9 protein-coding genes and 1 pseudogene are annotated in these 15,797 nt (G+C 51.9%); 3 read left to right on the top strand and 7 right to left on the bottom strand.

All coding sequences use genetic code 11. The features are described 5' to 3' along the window. Nucleotides 1–636, bottom strand: a pseudogene (locus D3P08_RS18530) (hypothetical protein); the annotation flags it as partial. 136 nt (nt 637–772) lie between these two features. After that, nucleotides 773–1,225: a hypothetical protein gene (locus D3P08_RS18525; protein WP_119601248.1), complete on the bottom strand. Its 453-nt coding sequence runs from the start codon at nt 1,223–1,225 to the stop codon at nt 773–775. A gap of 399 nt (nt 1,226–1,624) precedes the next feature. Here D3P08_RS18525 and D3P08_RS18520 point away from each other — a divergent pair, with 399 nt between their 5' ends. Both D3P08_RS18520 and D3P08_RS18515 read left to right on the top strand, forming a co-directional pair. Further along, the gene (locus D3P08_RS18520; RefSeq protein ID WP_119601246.1) at nt 1,625–3,145 is read left to right on the top strand and encodes an LPXTG cell wall anchor domain-containing protein; all 1,521 of its coding nucleotides are present in this window, start codon (nt 1,625–1,627) and stop codon (nt 3,143–3,145) included. Nucleotides 3,146–3,302: 157 nt separating this feature from the next. Beyond that, nucleotides 3,303–4,460, top strand: a complete 1,158-nt coding sequence (locus D3P08_RS18515) for a stalk domain-containing protein (RefSeq protein ID WP_119601244.1) — start codon at nt 3,303–3,305, stop codon at nt 4,458–4,460. 383 nt (nt 4,461–4,843) lie between these two features. On the opposite strand, the gene D3P08_RS18510 is transcribed toward D3P08_RS18515, so the two are convergent. From D3P08_RS18510 to D3P08_RS18500, 3 genes are all read right to left on the bottom strand, one after another. Continuing rightward, on the bottom strand, nt 4,844–5,572 hold the full coding sequence (locus tag D3P08_RS18510) for a response regulator (RefSeq protein ID WP_119601242.1): 729 nt from the start codon (nt 5,570–5,572) through the stop codon (nt 4,844–4,846). Further along, a complete protein-coding gene (locus D3P08_RS18505) occupies nt 5,553–6,740 on the bottom strand; it encodes a sensor histidine kinase (protein ID WP_276311168.1) in 1,188 nt (395 codons plus the stop codon). The genes D3P08_RS18510 and D3P08_RS18505 overlap by 20 nt, the downstream gene beginning before the upstream one ends. A gap of 72 nt (nt 6,741–6,812) precedes the next feature. Continuing rightward, nucleotides 6,813–9,521, bottom strand: coding sequence for a stalk domain-containing protein (locus tag D3P08_RS18500; protein WP_119601238.1), 2,709 nt, complete (start codon nt 9,519–9,521; stop codon nt 6,813–6,815). Between the two features lie 217 nt (nt 9,522–9,738). Here D3P08_RS18500 and D3P08_RS18495 point away from each other — a divergent pair, with 217 nt between their 5' ends. Further along, the gene (locus D3P08_RS18495; RefSeq protein ID WP_119601236.1) at nt 9,739–10,743 is read left to right on the top strand and encodes an HD-GYP domain-containing protein; all 1,005 of its coding nucleotides are present in this window, start codon (nt 9,739–9,741) and stop codon (nt 10,741–10,743) included. Nucleotides 10,744–10,814: 71 nt separating this feature from the next. Here the strand turns inward: D3P08_RS18495 and D3P08_RS18490 are convergent, their stop codons facing one another. Next, the gene (locus tag D3P08_RS18490; RefSeq protein WP_119601234.1) at nt 10,815–11,195 is read right to left on the bottom strand and encodes a YciI family protein; all 381 of its coding nucleotides are present in this window, start codon (nt 11,193–11,195) and stop codon (nt 10,815–10,817) included. Nucleotides 11,196–11,352: 157 nt separating this feature from the next. Then, nucleotides 11,353–15,789 (bottom strand): Ig-like domain-containing protein, encoded by a 4,437-nt coding sequence (locus tag D3P08_RS18485; protein WP_119601232.1) that lies wholly within the window; start codon nt 15,787–15,789, stop codon nt 11,353–11,355. Nucleotides 15,790–15,797 lie beyond the last annotated feature (8 nt).

Below are 15,797 nucleotides of genomic sequence, written 5' to 3'. Positions count from 1 at the left end.
CCCATGGGCGGCGACCGCTCCGCCGAGGCGCACGCGCCCGAGCAGCGCCGCAAGCTGGACCGCTTCGCGCCAGCTTGCGGCGGCGCCGGGGCCGCCGGCGCCTGCAAGCAGGTCGCGCGCTTCGCCGCTTAGCAGGGCGCGCCCCTGCAGGAGCTCCGCGGCGCGCTCAGCCGCTGCCGCCGCGGCCGCTTCGATGCCCGCATCGCCATGCTCGCGGGCATGCCACAGCTCCGCGCGCGCAAGCAGCGCGCGCGCGTCCCCCGCTTCCGTCCGGCCTGCTCCCGGACGGAGCGCCCCCAGCCACCGGCGCCGCGGCGGGCGCGCGGCGCCGTCACATACGACCCGTACCGCCCGCTCCAGCTCCATTAGGCCATCTACATAGGCGGAATAGGATAAGGCATGCGAAAGGTTTTGAGATCTGTCCCCTTTTCGATCGCGCGCCGCCTTCTCGCCCCACCTCTCCGCCACCTGACAAGCCAACCCAAGCGGCAGCGCCTCCTTCCACAGCCACGCCGCCTCCGCGCTTCTAGAGGCCTGTCCCCCGCCGAACCAGAACGCAAGGTCAACCTTCGGCTCAATCGTCATCCTCGCTTTCCATACGCCGTCGCTCCTAAGCGCATACACATAAGCCTTCATTCGTACGCCCCTCCATTACATCTTGATCCTCCCCGCACCAAAAAAATGACGAAAAAAAAGCACACCCCTTCGCGTCTCAGCGAATCGAGTGTGCTTCACTTCTTGTTATTATGCGGATCTATGATTGCATTATAGGTCAAAACGGCATCTTCGACAAGTCGGAGGGATTCTGCAGATCCACAAGCACGGCGTGCTCCGATTCCGACACAATGCCTTCCGCCTGCAGCATCCACATCATCTGGGCGGCTTTCCGGCCGCCATCCAAGTTCTTGCCGTCATCAGCTCCGTTGTCCGGCAGCTGCGCATGCACGCGGACTTCCTTCCCGCCGCGCCGCCAGCGCTCCACGATCGCCATCGTCTCCTCCGAGGCGCCGCGGTCCACGACCGTCAGGCGAACGTCCTTGCCCATCCAACGGGAGAAGGCGTGCAGCATTCTCAGGTACCATTCCATATTGTTTTGACCGCTGTCTGTAATCAGCACATAATGTTTACTCCTCTGCACACGCCCGCGTCCAAGCCAATGAGCCAGATGCACGAGCAATGCGGCTAGGACATAACAACCGACGACGAGAAGCAACAGCATTAGCATGTCGGCAGCACCTCCAGTTTTTCGTAAGAAAAACAACTCGTAAGTATAAGCTTCGTTCTCCGCAGGAAAACACTTCATAAGCATCAACATGGTTTAGTGAAGCCGAACGCACGGAAACTCGCCCGCTTCGTTCGCTCGGCTTAACGCCTTCGCAATCTTCCTTATGCCACAGTATATGCCAATCCCCGCCCATCGGTTACGGGCATTCGGACAAGTAAAAGCCCTTTCAGTACAGCACAAGAAACAGAAGCTTTTCCACATGCCAAAAATTTCAATCATCGGAATGCGGCGCTGCACATATATACATTTATGATGGCTATTTCCAATGAGAAAGGGTGAGTCGCCTTAAACACTCGTTTAGGGGCAAATAATCATGCAATAGAATAAGGAGAGTGAAGGATGAGAAAACAAACCAAAAAGCCATTCTCTATCGTCATGGCTTTGCTGTTAACCCTAACCCTTACGATGAGCTCCTTCGTCTACGCAGAGGGGCTCGGGGACGAAGAAAAAAAGACCGTCGGACTTCAAGGAGAGCCCGCCGGAGCTTCATTGGCCGGAGAGGCACATGCCGCATCCGATGAGCAGACGGAAGCCTCCTGCACAACGTATTACGGCTTCGCGGATAAGCTGGCCCAGCAGGATCCAACGGTACCGTATATTACGATCAACGGCGACGGCACGGCCACTACCAAATTCAAGACAACCCAGGACTGCGTCCAAGCCAGTTTCTCGGTATACACCTATGGCGAATCGCCTACTCCTTATGAGAATCAGGTGTATTACAGCGGCGAAACGGCTCAGTACGATAAAGCCGGCAACTACGAATTAACGATCAGCATTCCGGTATGCGGGAACAGCCAGATCGATTTGTATGGCGGCCCGATCCAGACCACGCTTGGCCCCGGAGGGCATAAACCGGGTACGTATAGAAGCTACCTCTATATCATAAAAAGCCCATGTCCGACACCTACACCGACTGATCCGCCAACGGAAACGCCTACGACCACTCCTACGGATCCGCCTACCGAAACACCAACGACTACCCCAACTGACCCGCCAACCGAAACACCTACGACAACACCGACTGATCCGCCTACCGAAACGCCTACGACTACGCCTACAGATCCGCCAACAGAAACACCTACAACTACGCCGTCTGATCCGCCAACCGAAACGCCTACGACTACACCAACTGATCCGCCTACCGAAACGCCTACGACTACACCGACTGATCCGCCTACCGAAACGCCTACAACTACGCCGTCTGACCCGCCGACGGAGACACCTACAACTACGCCGACTGACCCGCCAACCGAAACGCCTACAACTACACCGACTGATCCGCCTACCGAAACGCCTACGACTACACCGTCTGACCCGCCGACGGAGACACCTACTACTACACCGTCTGACCCGCCGACGGAGACACCTACTACTACACCGTCTGACCCGCCGACGGAGACGCCTACTACTACGCCTACGCAAACACCTACGTCTACACCGACGCAGACACCGACATCTACACCATCATGGACGCCTACTCCGCCGCCGACTTGGACTTGGACGCCAACTCCTACACCTACACCGACAACCACACCAACGGCAACACCGACATCAACGCCGACGGCTACGCCAACATCAACGCCAACCGATCCGCCGACGGAATCTCCAACTCCAACGCCTACAGACACGCCTACGGAAGCGCCGTCGCCTACTCCAACCGCAACGACAATTATCACTGAAGAGACGCCCCCAGATGACGGCGGAACAGGCGGTGAGACAGATGGCGACGAAGGCAGCATCCCGATCGACAGCCTTCCGCAGACCGGTGACAGCAGTCCGATGCCTTATTATTTGCTCGGCACTTTCATCGCCGTCTCCGGCATCGTGGCGCTAAGGAAACGCCGCCGTCAGCCATAACCATTAACTTAACCGACCGAAACTTGATCACGGGCTTACCGCAGCGTCTGCGTAAGCCCGTTCTTATTTTTGAGAGTAAATTGATATTGTTTGTGAGAGTCATCTTCCTCTACATTAAGACTGCTAAATATATGAAGAAGAGAGGTTAACAGCGCAAATGATCGAAAACAAAAAAGCTCCAATCAAACGTTGGCTGACGGCGCTTAGCATCTTCGCTCTCCTGTTCGGCCTCGTTCCGCTGACGGTCCATTCCGCTGACAAGAAGGTGAACGTGTACTTCAATGATGAACGGATCGCTTTCGATGCCGCGAAGCCCGTCGTAAAGAACGGCCGGACGCTTGTCCCCTTCCGCAAACTGTTCGAAACGCTCGGCTTCACCGTGAAGTGGGAGGAAGCAACACGGAAAGCCATCGGAACAAAAGCCGGCCTAACGATCGAGCTTACGATTAACAGCACCACCGCTAAGGTCAATGGGAAGAGCGTCAAGCTGGACGTCCCCGCCCAAATCTTAAGCAAAAGCACCATGGTTCCTTTGCGTTTCGTATCGGAGAACAGCGGGTATGTCGTTTCCTACAATGACGAAGGAGGCGTTCTGGACATTTGGGTGGACGAAGACGCGGGGCAAGGAGAGCGGCCGCCGGCAAACGCAAATAAAGTCGAGCCTTACGTTGTCAAAGGACGGGTAGTCGACTCGAAGGGCAATCCGGTTGCGGGCGCAGAAGTATTTGCCGACGATCAGCTGCTGTATGACAGCAACTTGGTTACGTACACCGATGCGAATGGCTATTATCGGATCGAACTGACGGACTTCGCCACTACCTGGAATATGGGCGGATCTTACGATTTCGAGGTCGAAGGCGATACGTTCACCGTTCATTTGACTCCTGAAGTCAATCAGCCTTTCGCCGGCAACACAGGAGCCATCCGTAATATGATTGCAGATACGGATTCCGTGACAGGAGAACTCTTTTATTATCTTTGGGTAGACGAATACGATAAAATATATCTGGAAAACAACATCCAACTTACGCTCAAGCCTCTGAACGGAGGCGAAACCATCACTCGGTTCGGCTATAACTTTCCTGGCGGATTCGGATTAAATGACCTGCCGGTTGGCAGCTACGAGGTCTCCGGCCAATATGTAGAAGCTGGCGAGGAGCCAATCCCTCTTTATGTCCGCTTGAGACATACCAAGGAGTACAAGGAATCCACCATATTCAAATTCGAGCCTCTCGTGCCGGGAATCTATCGGGCCGAGCTGGAATTTTGGCTCGACAACTTAAACCCTGGACCTGAACCTGTCCGACCATTTTAACACACGCCTTCACATTGAACATGGTTTCCGCCTTCACGAAACGAACCGGGCAATAAGGACAAAAGCGCACTTATTTTTTGCGGATGAAGCCTTTTGTCCTGAATAGCGCCATATGTGCACTTATTTCTTCATCAAAGCCTGAAAAACCAAGATTAGAAGCAGAATACGTGCACTTTTGTCGCTATTTCATGCCGTGAGGCCAGTTGCGCTCGATATAGGTGTAGTTTTGACCTTATTTCAGACCATACAGCTGGTATGCCAATTGCCCACACCCAGAAACAACACGAACAAAGCCCTTGGAGCAAGCGCAGCTTGCCTCAAGGGCTTTGTTCCCATTAGGAATCAATGGAGATAGGATTGCAAAAACTTCAATACATATTGTTCTACAGCGTAACCCAGCCGAATTTGATGGAGTTAATAACCGCTTGCGTACGGTCGTCCACTTCCATCTTCTGCAGGATGCTGCTGACGTGGTTTTTAACGGTTTTTTCACTGATGAACAAATATTCGCCGATCATCTTGTTGCTCTTGCCTTCCGCCATCAGACGAAGCACCTCCGCCTCGCGGCGCGTGAGCGGGCTTTCTTCCGTCGCAATATATTTAACGCCGGGCTCCTTCGTTGCGGCCGCTCCGGAAGCGACACCCATTTCATCCAGATACGTCATGCGGCGAAGCTGGTTAATGAGCTTGCCCGTCACTTTTGGATGAATGTAGGAATGACCTTGATGAACGGAACGGATGGCGTTAATAAGCGACTCCGCTTCCATATCCTTAAGCAGATATCCCGTTGCGCCTTTGCGCAGCGTCTCGAATACATAGCTTTCGTCGTCGTGGATGGATAGGATAATGACCTTCACATCCGGGAACATCCCTCTCAGTCTTTCGGTCGTCACCACACCGGTCTCGATCGGCATGTTAATGTCCATCAGCACGATTTCAGGCAGCGTGTGATTACAGAACTCAAGCACTTGGATGCCGTCACCGCATTCCCCGATGACCTCAATGTCGCTTTCCATATTCAGAATGCGCTTCAAACCTTCGCGGAACAGCTGGTGATCGTCGGCAAGCAATATTTTGATCTTATTGGATTGGTTAGCCGTTATCTGGTTCATTAGTCTCATTCTCCTTTCTTTGATCGGCACTCATTGGTATTTCTATTACAATTTTCGTACCCTGCCCGGGTTTTGAGTCTATAATCATCCTTCCTTCAATTAGCTCCACGCGCTCTTTCATCCCAACTAGCCCGAAATGGGAATTTCGGCTTGATGGCTGCTCTGCCGCTTCCACCAAAAAGCCTACTCCATTGTCCTGGATCGTTAGTGTAATAAGCTGCGGGGTATAATGAATGTCCAGCGAAACGTGGGAAGCGTTCGCATGTTTGTGCACGTTCGAGAAAGCCTCTTGCACCATACGGTAGATCGCCGCCTCCATCGCGGAAGGCAAGCGAATCTCCCTGCCGGTCATCTCGAACGAGGTGTGCACCTTGGACTTTTCTTCGAAATCTTGCGTAAACTTGCGCAGCGCAGGCACAAGTCCAAGATCATCAAGCGCCATTGGGCGCAGATTGAATATAATTTTTCGAATTTCCTCTAGTCCGCTTCGAACCTGTCCTTTCAAATCGATCAGCTCGTCTTGAACCAATTCGAATTGCTGCTTCATCAGCATCCGTTCCGCAATTTCGGTGCGAAGCACGATGTTGGCTAAGGACTGTGCGGGACCGTCGTGAATTTCTCTTGCAATACGTTTGCGCTCTTCTTCCTGTGCCAAAATAATTTTGAGCCCCAGCAGCTGGCGCGTCTTCGCGGATTCGATAATCCGCGTAACCTGATTCAAGTCCCCCGATAAATATTCCAGCACGACATTAATTTGCGAGCCGACCATCTCCGCGCGCTCGATCGATTTCTCGACATTTCGAACCCGCTTCTGCAGATCGTCCCGGCGAGATTTCAAATACGTTTCCTTCTCGCGGTACATCATGAGGTCGAGCTGAATTTGGGTCGCTTTCTCGTACGCCTGCTTAATGTCCTCTTCCTTATAGCGCACGAAATCGCGGCTGACTTCCGTTAGGCGAACCCGGGCGCGCCGGTAATCCTGCTCCAATTGATCCACCTTATCAATCGTCCGGACCGTCTCTTCAATCACCTGCTCAAGCTCCAGCTCAAGCGATTCAAGCTCCGTACGCGCCGATTCGCATATTTCATAGATTTGATACTTGCTGTCTTCCATGGCATGTATGGCATTCGAGATAACCCGATTTATATCGACTGTCAGGTGGTCCACTACAGTTCGGCACTCCCATCGAAGTAGGATATTCCCTACTATCATACCATACTCTAGCCATGATCCGTCTAGCTATTCTATGGTAATCTTTCTTAATTTGTCCTCATAATTAACAGTGAAGCCGAGCTTCTCCGAGAACAAACGGACCGGAATAAGCGTGCGGCTGTTCTTCGTAAACGGCGCGACATCGGAGGTGTACCGGACGCCGTTCAGCATATAGTCCTTCTGTCCGATCGTCATTTCGAGCATTGTGCCGCCTCGAAGCACCGTAATTCTTCTCGTCTTGTCATCGTACAGCACCTCTGCGCCCATCGACTCCGTCACGAACCGGAGCGGCACGTACGTAGAACCCTTTTGAATAAGCGGCGCCGCCTCGAGCGTAACGGATTTGCCGTTCACCGTCGCTTTCGTCTTATCCGCCGTCATCACGATTTTTGCTCGCGCAGGCTCTTCAACCTTCGCAGCCGTATGCAGCTTAATATTGTCGATTGCGATCGCTCCTGCAGCCGTTTTGTTTTCGCTGCCCGCGTCAACCGTCACTACGTAAACTTTTTTCAGCTTGGCCGGATAAGCGATGCCTGCGGAAGCCAAATCGATTTTCACGTTTTTCCATCCGCTCCAATTCAGCTCTTTGGCGATATCAAGCAGATGCGCTTTGCCGTTCGCGTCCAATACTTCCGCGCGCACCCAGTTCTTGCTGTTGTCGCTGTACAGATCCATTGATAGCGATGTCGGCGAGCCGGACAACGTCAATCCGCTGCTGCCAAATACCGCATAAGACGCTCTCGTACCTGTCCCGCCCGAGAAGTCATACGAAATTTGCAGGCCGCGGCTCGTCTGCTCCGGCAAATCGCCGATTAATTTTACCGTCCCCTTCGTTACATCCGGCGGCGTCACCTGCGAGGTGATCGCATAACGGGACACTTCGAAGTCCTCGATCATCACATCCTGCGTTCCTTCTACAAAAGGAAGCACGGCGCCGTAGCCGTCATAGCGGGCAATCGCGTACCCGACCTTCGTCTTTTTGTCTATGCTTTTCACCGTTACCGCGCCGTTCGCATATTCGCCTTCAAATCCGACAAATTCCCATTTCAAAGCGTCTCCGCTTATCGAGTAGGACTTGCCGTCCTTCAGCTTCACTGTAAGCGGCACGCTCGTAACGGAGCCTTTGGCGAGCATGCCGACTCCGCTATTTATTTTCAACGATGCGATCTGGTCTTGTCCGACAACCTCTACATCGTATTGCGCTTCGACCTCGCCCGATTTGACGGTCAGCTTGGTCTTGCCGATCTTGCTGGCTGTAAACACGTTGCCTTCGAACGTGCCAACCGCTGCCGGAGCAGACCACTTCGTCGTCGCCGCATCAACGGGGATCGGATTGTAATACGTGTCATATCCATTTGCGGTATAAGTTGCTTGTTGGCCGAGCAGGATAACATTAGGTCCGGCTGGAACCAGGCCCTTAAGCGTTCCTTGCGGCGCCGTAGTGAAAACGCCGATGCCGTTTGCGACGGCGCGCTGCGAGCTTTCCTGTGTCGGATGCGCCAGCATCACATAGGATTGACCGAGCGGGCGCTCCGTCATCGTCGTGGAACCGCCGCCGTCCAGGTTCACGCCTTTATAAACGCCAAGCTGCACCATGACCTGCTGCAGCTCCTTCAAGCTGAGCCCCGTGTTGCTGCCTGACTTCTCGGCTGTGATCATATAGACCTTCGTGCCGTCCTTGGAATAGCCGACGCCGGAACGGGACGTATAGGACGATCCGCTGACGCCCGTCACGTCTCTTGAGAACGCGGAAGCCGCGCCGTTATCGACAAGCAGCGTATGGCCCCCGACAAGCATTTGGAAGGATGCCGCGTCTACCGGCTGCTTCGTCGTCTGGGAGACGAGCGAATAATCCGCCGTGACCGCTTGTCCGATCTGCAGGTTTTCCTTAATGAAGGTTGCCGCTTTGCCGTGCGCCCGCAAAATATACCCGTCCTCAGGCACCGCGCCTGGAATCGCCGCATTAACGGAAATTTGCTCAATGATGCCGCCCCGCACGAGCACCTCGGTCGGCTTCGTTGCGGAATTAACCGGCCGCTCCGCCCCGCCCCAAGCGCTCGTATAGATGAACAGATTATCGACATGACTGTAAGGGGAAGCCCCGCCTTCCGGCGAATAGGAGGATTGATTCATCCCTTCGATCGGGAACGTGCTGCCATTCTCCGCCGTTACAGTGCCGGTGAATGTATAGGCGTCAATGACAGGCTTGCGGTCTGCCGTTACCGCAAACGCATACATTCCTTTCAGCTTTGACGGAGTCACCATAAGCGTTCCGTTCGTAATTTGGGCGCCAAGCGGCGCGCCTTCGTTCGACATAACGAAAACATCGGCGTTGATGGCGGCTACCGCCCCGTTTTCTTTGGTCATGTTCAGAATGGTGTTGCGCTGGCCGACGCTGTTATTTTTACCGCTAATCGCGCCCAGGGAGACGTTCGGATTGCTCAGATCGATCTCGATCACATGAACGTCGGTCTGTACGGATTTGTTGTTCCTTGTCGTTTGCCATACATAATCCAGACGCTTCGCGCCGGAAGTAACAATCGAAGACTCCTTCAGCTTCAGAATCGGCGCGGCAGCTGTGGCCGCTTCCGCTTGAGTCGCTCCAATGAATTGCCAGTTGCCCGGCAGAACCAAAGACATCGGCTGCGCCAATAGCGCGCCGCTAATCGCAATCACTACAACTTTTCTACGAATGCCACTCCTCTGCCGTCCTGTGCTGTTCTTTCTCCTGCTCATCTCTCAAGCAACTCTCCCATCTCTATGTAACTACTAACTTAGACTACAAGAGTGCAAGAAAAGTTACGATCATAAAAGACTGCTATCGGTTTTTTTTATCTGAAAAAAAATTCATATAGGTAATCTTGCGAAGATCTGCTGTAGTTTTGTCTAGTACTTTCAATTTGGAAGTTATGGTAGAATATAAAAAGCCTATTAGCATCAGGGGGTATCACTAATGGATGCACTAATTGGAAAAAAAGTGAAGAAAGATATCATTAACCATTATGGCATCACGATTGTACCTGCCCAGACGATTATTAACCATGACGTTGTCCGTTTGCTCATCAACCATCGGATCGAGAAGCAATCGATCAGCACCTACGCCGAAACGCCAGATAAAGTGCGCACAAGCCAATTGATGCGGCAGACGGTTGCCAGGTCAAAGGAGCTTTTCGAATCCATTACAAGCTCTAAAAAGGTTCCCGTCATGGAGCTTCGTAAAGAGGTCCTTCCCGTTATTCAAGAGATTACGAACCATCCCAATGTCTTTGAGATGATTGATATTATTAAAGCCAAGGATGAATATACCTATCAGCACAACATCGGGGTTGGGATCCTATCCACGCTTATTGGTAAATGGATGAATCTATCGGAGACCGAACTGACGATTCTTTCTTTAGCCGCGACCTTGCATGATGTGGGCAAGGTAAACGTCCCGACCGAAATCCTCAACAAGCCGGGCAAGCTAACGAAGGAAGAATATGAAATCATGAAAAAACATACTGTCTACGGGTATGAGCTGCTGAAGGAGGCCATCGGCTTACATCCCAAAGTCGCGCGTGTCGCGCTCCAGCACCATGAACGCGAGGATGGCGGCGGTTATCCTTATGGAATCAAGAAGGATCAAATTGACCTCATGAGCTCCATTGTAGCGGTTGCGGATGTATTCCATGCGATGTCCTCTGAGCGGCCTTATCATTCGCAGCTGCCTTTCCATGAGGTCATGCAGCAGATGGAACGCGGCAAATTCGGCGAATTAAATCCGCAGATCGTATCCCTGTTTATGGAGAACATGATCAAACGCACGCTCGGCAAACAAGTCGTCCTAACGGACGGACGGCTGGGAGAAGTCGTTCTGTTAAATCCGCACCGAATGGAAGCGCCTCTCATCAAAATTGAGGATGACTTCGTGGATTTAAGTCATGTTGAAGGCTTGCGTATTCAAGAAATTGTTGTTTAGTCCATACATAGAAACAAAACCTCGCCGCCGCATTGATCGCGGGAGCGAGGTTTTGCTTTTGGAAGAGCAGCCTATTTCGGTTTCTTCATCTCAAAATAATGGATCGGACGAATTTCAATTCCCCATTCAAATTCTGATCCGGCATCTACTTGCACTGCGGGATGAAGCGAGGCGATTTGGACGGCTTCCTCTAAATGCTCAGCTTCGATAAGAAACGCGCTGCCAATCATCTCTTTTGTTTCCGTGAATGGTCCATCGACAACTCGCACTTTCCCCTCTTCCCGTCTTATTGACTTGAATTCCGATTCAAGACCAGCGTCAAGAAGCACGCGGCCGGTTTTGTACAGCTCCTCGAGATACGGCCGGCACTCGCTCATCACTTTATCAATTTCCTCCTTAGGGCGGGCATCCATCTTCGCCGCATTTAAATAGCCTAAACATAAGAACTTCATCGTCGTAACCTCCTCAAGAATCGGGCTTACGGCCTCTATACCTCCAGCCGCTATATATACAACGAACGGAACGCCTTCATTCTCGACAGCCTTACAAAAAAAGACCCCACTTCCGCGATTCCGCTTGGTGAGGTCTTGCCGCTTCTGCTTTATGTTGTTATTGCGTCAATAATTCCGCCTTCTCCAGAAGTCGCATGATCATAACCGCTCCTTCTGCCCGGGACGCATTCGTCGTCGGACTTAGCGTTGTAGCCGTCTTGCCGTTGATGATGCCGAGATAAATGGCCTGCGCCATATTCGTCTTAGCATACGAGCCTATCTTGCCGCGATCCGTGTATTTGCTCAGGTAGGAGTCAGCCGAGCTAGGGAGGGTGACCGTCTTATCGGCCGCCAGCCATGCCCGCATCATCATCGTTGCCATTTCCTGTCTTGTAATATAGCTGTTCGGCTTGAAGCTGCTGCTGTCCACGCCGTTCACGATTCCCGATGCCGCCGCTGCGCCGATATAGGCGCCCATTGCGGTATTCGCGTTCACGTCCTTGAACTTCGCCGCTGCCGCGCGGTCCCCTGAGAGCCCGAGACCTTTCGCGATGTAGGTCGCGAACTCGCCGCGTGTAATCGGCTTATCCGGCTCATACTTCGTCGTTGTACGGCCCTCAACAATAAACTTCCGAGCCATCATCTGAACTGTATCCGTCGCCCAGTGGCTGCCCATGTCGCTAAAGCTCGATGTGTTCTTCACGAGCGCGTACGCGCTGTTCCCTTTGCGCTTGAATGTGGCGCGGGTTACGCCGTTCGTCGTTGTGAAGGTAGTCGGCACGTATGACAGAGTATTAGTGACCGGATCAAGCCATACGACTGCCGATTGGCTTTCGTTTACACTGGAGGTCGTTTTTAGTGTGCGTGAAATATAGCCCTCGAAATCGTTCAGTTCTTGCTTGGCGTTTCCGTTTACAACCATTACCTCGTAGTTGACCGGTCCAGTAATGACAGTCGCTTTGGAGCTCCTGAGCGCTGTCGTTAAGGACGACGTCTTCGAGGAGCTACCTTGGTCAATTGCAATAAGCACTTGATTGGATAGGCCATTCCCACCGACTGCGCTTGCGAGCTCCGCGAATTTCAGCTCGCGTAGCGGCAGCTCATACGTTGCGTCGCCATGTTGAACAGAGAAAGTGACGTTGCCGCCCTGCTTATACGCCATCTCCAGAGTAATAACGGAAACGGCAACAATAGCCGCTTTCTCATGGTCTGGCACTTTAAAAACGATATGCGGATTTGTCAACCCTGCATTGCGTGAAGTCGTAACGGCAGTAATGAGCTTGTCATTATTTAACGTGTAACGGTTGGCTGACACCCCTGCTGGAGATATATCGGAGGAAACGGTTGCGCCGGAGCTTTTAATAACGACACCATTGCCATCCTCCGTCGCCTCATAATCTCCTGTTAGCGTATCCAGCAGCGTAGTTTGATTCGCGACGTTCACATTCGAGAAATTGTTAACCGCTTGTCCTGTAATCGATTTAAGACCGTTTGTGTTTGTAAAATACGTAATTTGTGCCGCTTCCCCGACATTTGCCGGAGATGCCAGCGTTAAGACGACTGTGCTGCCGCTGATCTGCACGCTGGATACGACTCTAACCATATCCTTCACGCGAACAACAAAGCTGCTTGTAGAAGGAATCGAGTTTGGATCCAGCGCTACGTTAAAGTTCAAGGTCAACCGGGAGCCTTTTAGGATCGCGCCTTGCATCGTAGCTTGACCGCCCGTTCCCGTTCCTGTCCCTGAACCGACCGACATATTGGTGAAGGAAGCGGCTGCGTTGCCATTCAGGTCCGTAACGGTCGTACTTGTTCCGATATAAGAAACGGTCGCCGTCTCTCCCGTCGAAATGGCAGTACCCAGTGTCAAGTATACGGAATCCCCAGCCATGACGACATTGCTGACCGGTCTAACCTGCCCGTTCGCCAATACGCTGTATTGATACGTGCCAGGGACGCTCGATGAGTTTAAGAGTTCATTATATTTGATCGTCACGACCGCGCCTGACGCCGTTATACTTTGTACAACCGGGGCATAACTATCGCTTGCGCTTCCCCCGCTGCCTGTCAAGCTATAGCTGTTAATCGCAGCCACAGTATTGCCAGACGTTCCATAAAGCGGATAGCTGCCCGGTGTGTAAGATACTCTGACGGCTTGTCCGCTCGCGATTGCACTGCTTAATGTCAGTTGTAGAACATTTCCGCTATGCCATATCGAGGTTGGGCTGTAGTTAACACCCCCAACATTAACGGTAAACTGCGTATAAGCGTAGGCGCTTGGTGTCATTAAAGCTTCACTAAAGTTCAGAACTACAGTATTCCCATAAGCCGATCCGCTAGAAATGACAGGATTCGTGCTTGTGAACCCGTTCGAGATCTCCAATTTGGAGAAGCTGGCTGCTTGATTGCCCGAAATATCCTGCACCAGACCGACTGAAGGCTTTGTGTAAGAAAGTTCGACTTTTTGGTTATACAGGACAGCGCTGGACAATGTAAGCAGCACCATGTTGCCTTCAACCTTCACACTTGTAATACTGCGCGGTGCTCCAGCCACGGATACGTAGTAGCTTGCGGCCGATGGCTTTAAGTCTGCGTTCAATGGCTCGTTATAAATCAGCCGAATGACAGCCCCGCTAACTTCCGACTTGGATACCGTAGGCGCCGTTGTGTCACCGCCTCTGGTCAGAAATGTCCATTGGTATTGGTTCAATATCCCGGCGAATGAGTTGCCGACCAAATCCGTGATCGCGCCTTCTTCAATGTTGATGTAATAATTCGTATTTGCATCAAGTGAGGTCGGGAGGTTTGTAGACGTCCTTGGTTCAATGACGACCCGTTTATTATCGGTTGGATCTACATAGAAATTCGCCTGATAGGATGAGCTTCCAGTAGCCGTTGGAATGAACGAAATGGTATTGCTTGTATTAACCGCTACCGGTTTATTAAAGCTCGCATAAAATTTCGAGTCCACCGCTACAGCTGTCGAGCCATTCGCAGGAGAAAGGGTGTTAAGCAGCGGTCTTTCTCCATCTTGCGTGATTGTAAAGGTCCAGCCTGTCGTTCCAGTGATACCTGCAAAATATTTGCCTGCGCCATTCCGAATGGCGTAGCTGTCTATCGTCACGTAGTATCGCGTATTGTTTAAAAAGGCCTTTGCTGCGCCTGCGTTCGTAATAGCGCTTGTCGCATCAATAACCAATTGATTCGTGCCGCCGCCCTTTACGCGCGCCGACGTAATCGGAATGGATCGGAACAATGTATTCCCGACACTTTGTCTAATCTCAATATTCCCGCTATCAGGATATACAGGTTCATTGAATGTCAATATCAAATTGGTATTTGTACCGGCAGCGGTACCATTTGGAGCAGGTGAATAGGTCTGTACAACAGGCGCGCTTGGATTCGAGCCATACCCCGTTGTGAAGTTCCAAGTCGTCGCGCCGGAAATTCCATAAAACAACTCGCTCGGATTACCGGCACTCGAAAATGCGCCCGGTTCGATCCAGACATAATAGGAGGTTGTTGGCGACAATCTCCCCGCCGTATCGATCGTCACTTCAGAACCGCTAACGTTCGCAGCTGTTGCGGCAATACTATGTACAACTCCGTTATCGCTAACTTTACGAATTTCAATCCGTTTGCCCGTAACGGCTTGGACCGGTACATTAAAATCAACAACTAAATCCAAATGAGTCGATGCGCCTGTCGTATCGTATAGCGGTACTAACGTGGCATTATCCGCCGGATAGAAGCTAACGGTTTTAACAAGAGCCGGATTCGTAGTGAACGACCAGTTCGCTCCATTGAACGGATTGCCCGACGCATCTTCGAAGCTGTTGGGTTCAATCGTCAACGTATATTGCGTGCCAGGTAATAATGGTTCATATGTCTTGATCGTAATTTCTGTTGAACCACTGCCGGTAACACTAGACGAAGTAACGGCTATATTTCTTGTGTCCATTGCGGAAACAAGCTTTATATTCCCGCCCGAAGCATATACCGTCTCGTTAAAATTGACTTTGATGATGCTTATAAATGAGCTTTGATCATACGTAAATGGATTAAGAGTAATCAGTCCCGGCCTAGTCGTATCTAGGGTAGTACTGGTTGTCGTGCGGAAATTCCATCTTGTTGCGCTTTGAATACCGGCATAAGGAGCATTGTTAGAAGCATTCAGGAAGAAGCCTCCATCAATTAGGACATGATACTCCGTATTCACGTCGAACCCTGCGGCAGGATCGATAACAGCTTCCCTAGGGCTGGTGAAAGTTACCTTGGGATCATTTGCGTTAATGGTTTCAACTGCTTCATTATTGGACGAACGGTAAATCGTAAAGGTCGTCGTATTAGAGCCTCGTTTGACATCCTCATCGAATACAATGCGTAGATTTGCGCCAAGCGGCACGTTCGACAAATTATCAGCAGGGTAAAAACTCATGGCGACAGGCCCAGCAGGCGCGGCCTCAACAGCCTCAGGAGCAGACCAACCTGGCAAGCCGATCTGCAGGATCATTAGGATTGCGAGAACGACGGACAGCTTGCGGGTACGATTCATTTCATTTC

Origin of the sequence: Paenibacillus nanensis (assembly GCF_003583765.1) — a bacterium.
GTDB classification, from domain to species: Bacteria; Bacillota; Bacilli; order Paenibacillales; family Paenibacillaceae; genus Pristimantibacillus; species Pristimantibacillus nanensis.
Note: the sequence above shows the minus strand (reverse complement) of the source record. Positions and strands in the feature narration are given on the sequence as shown.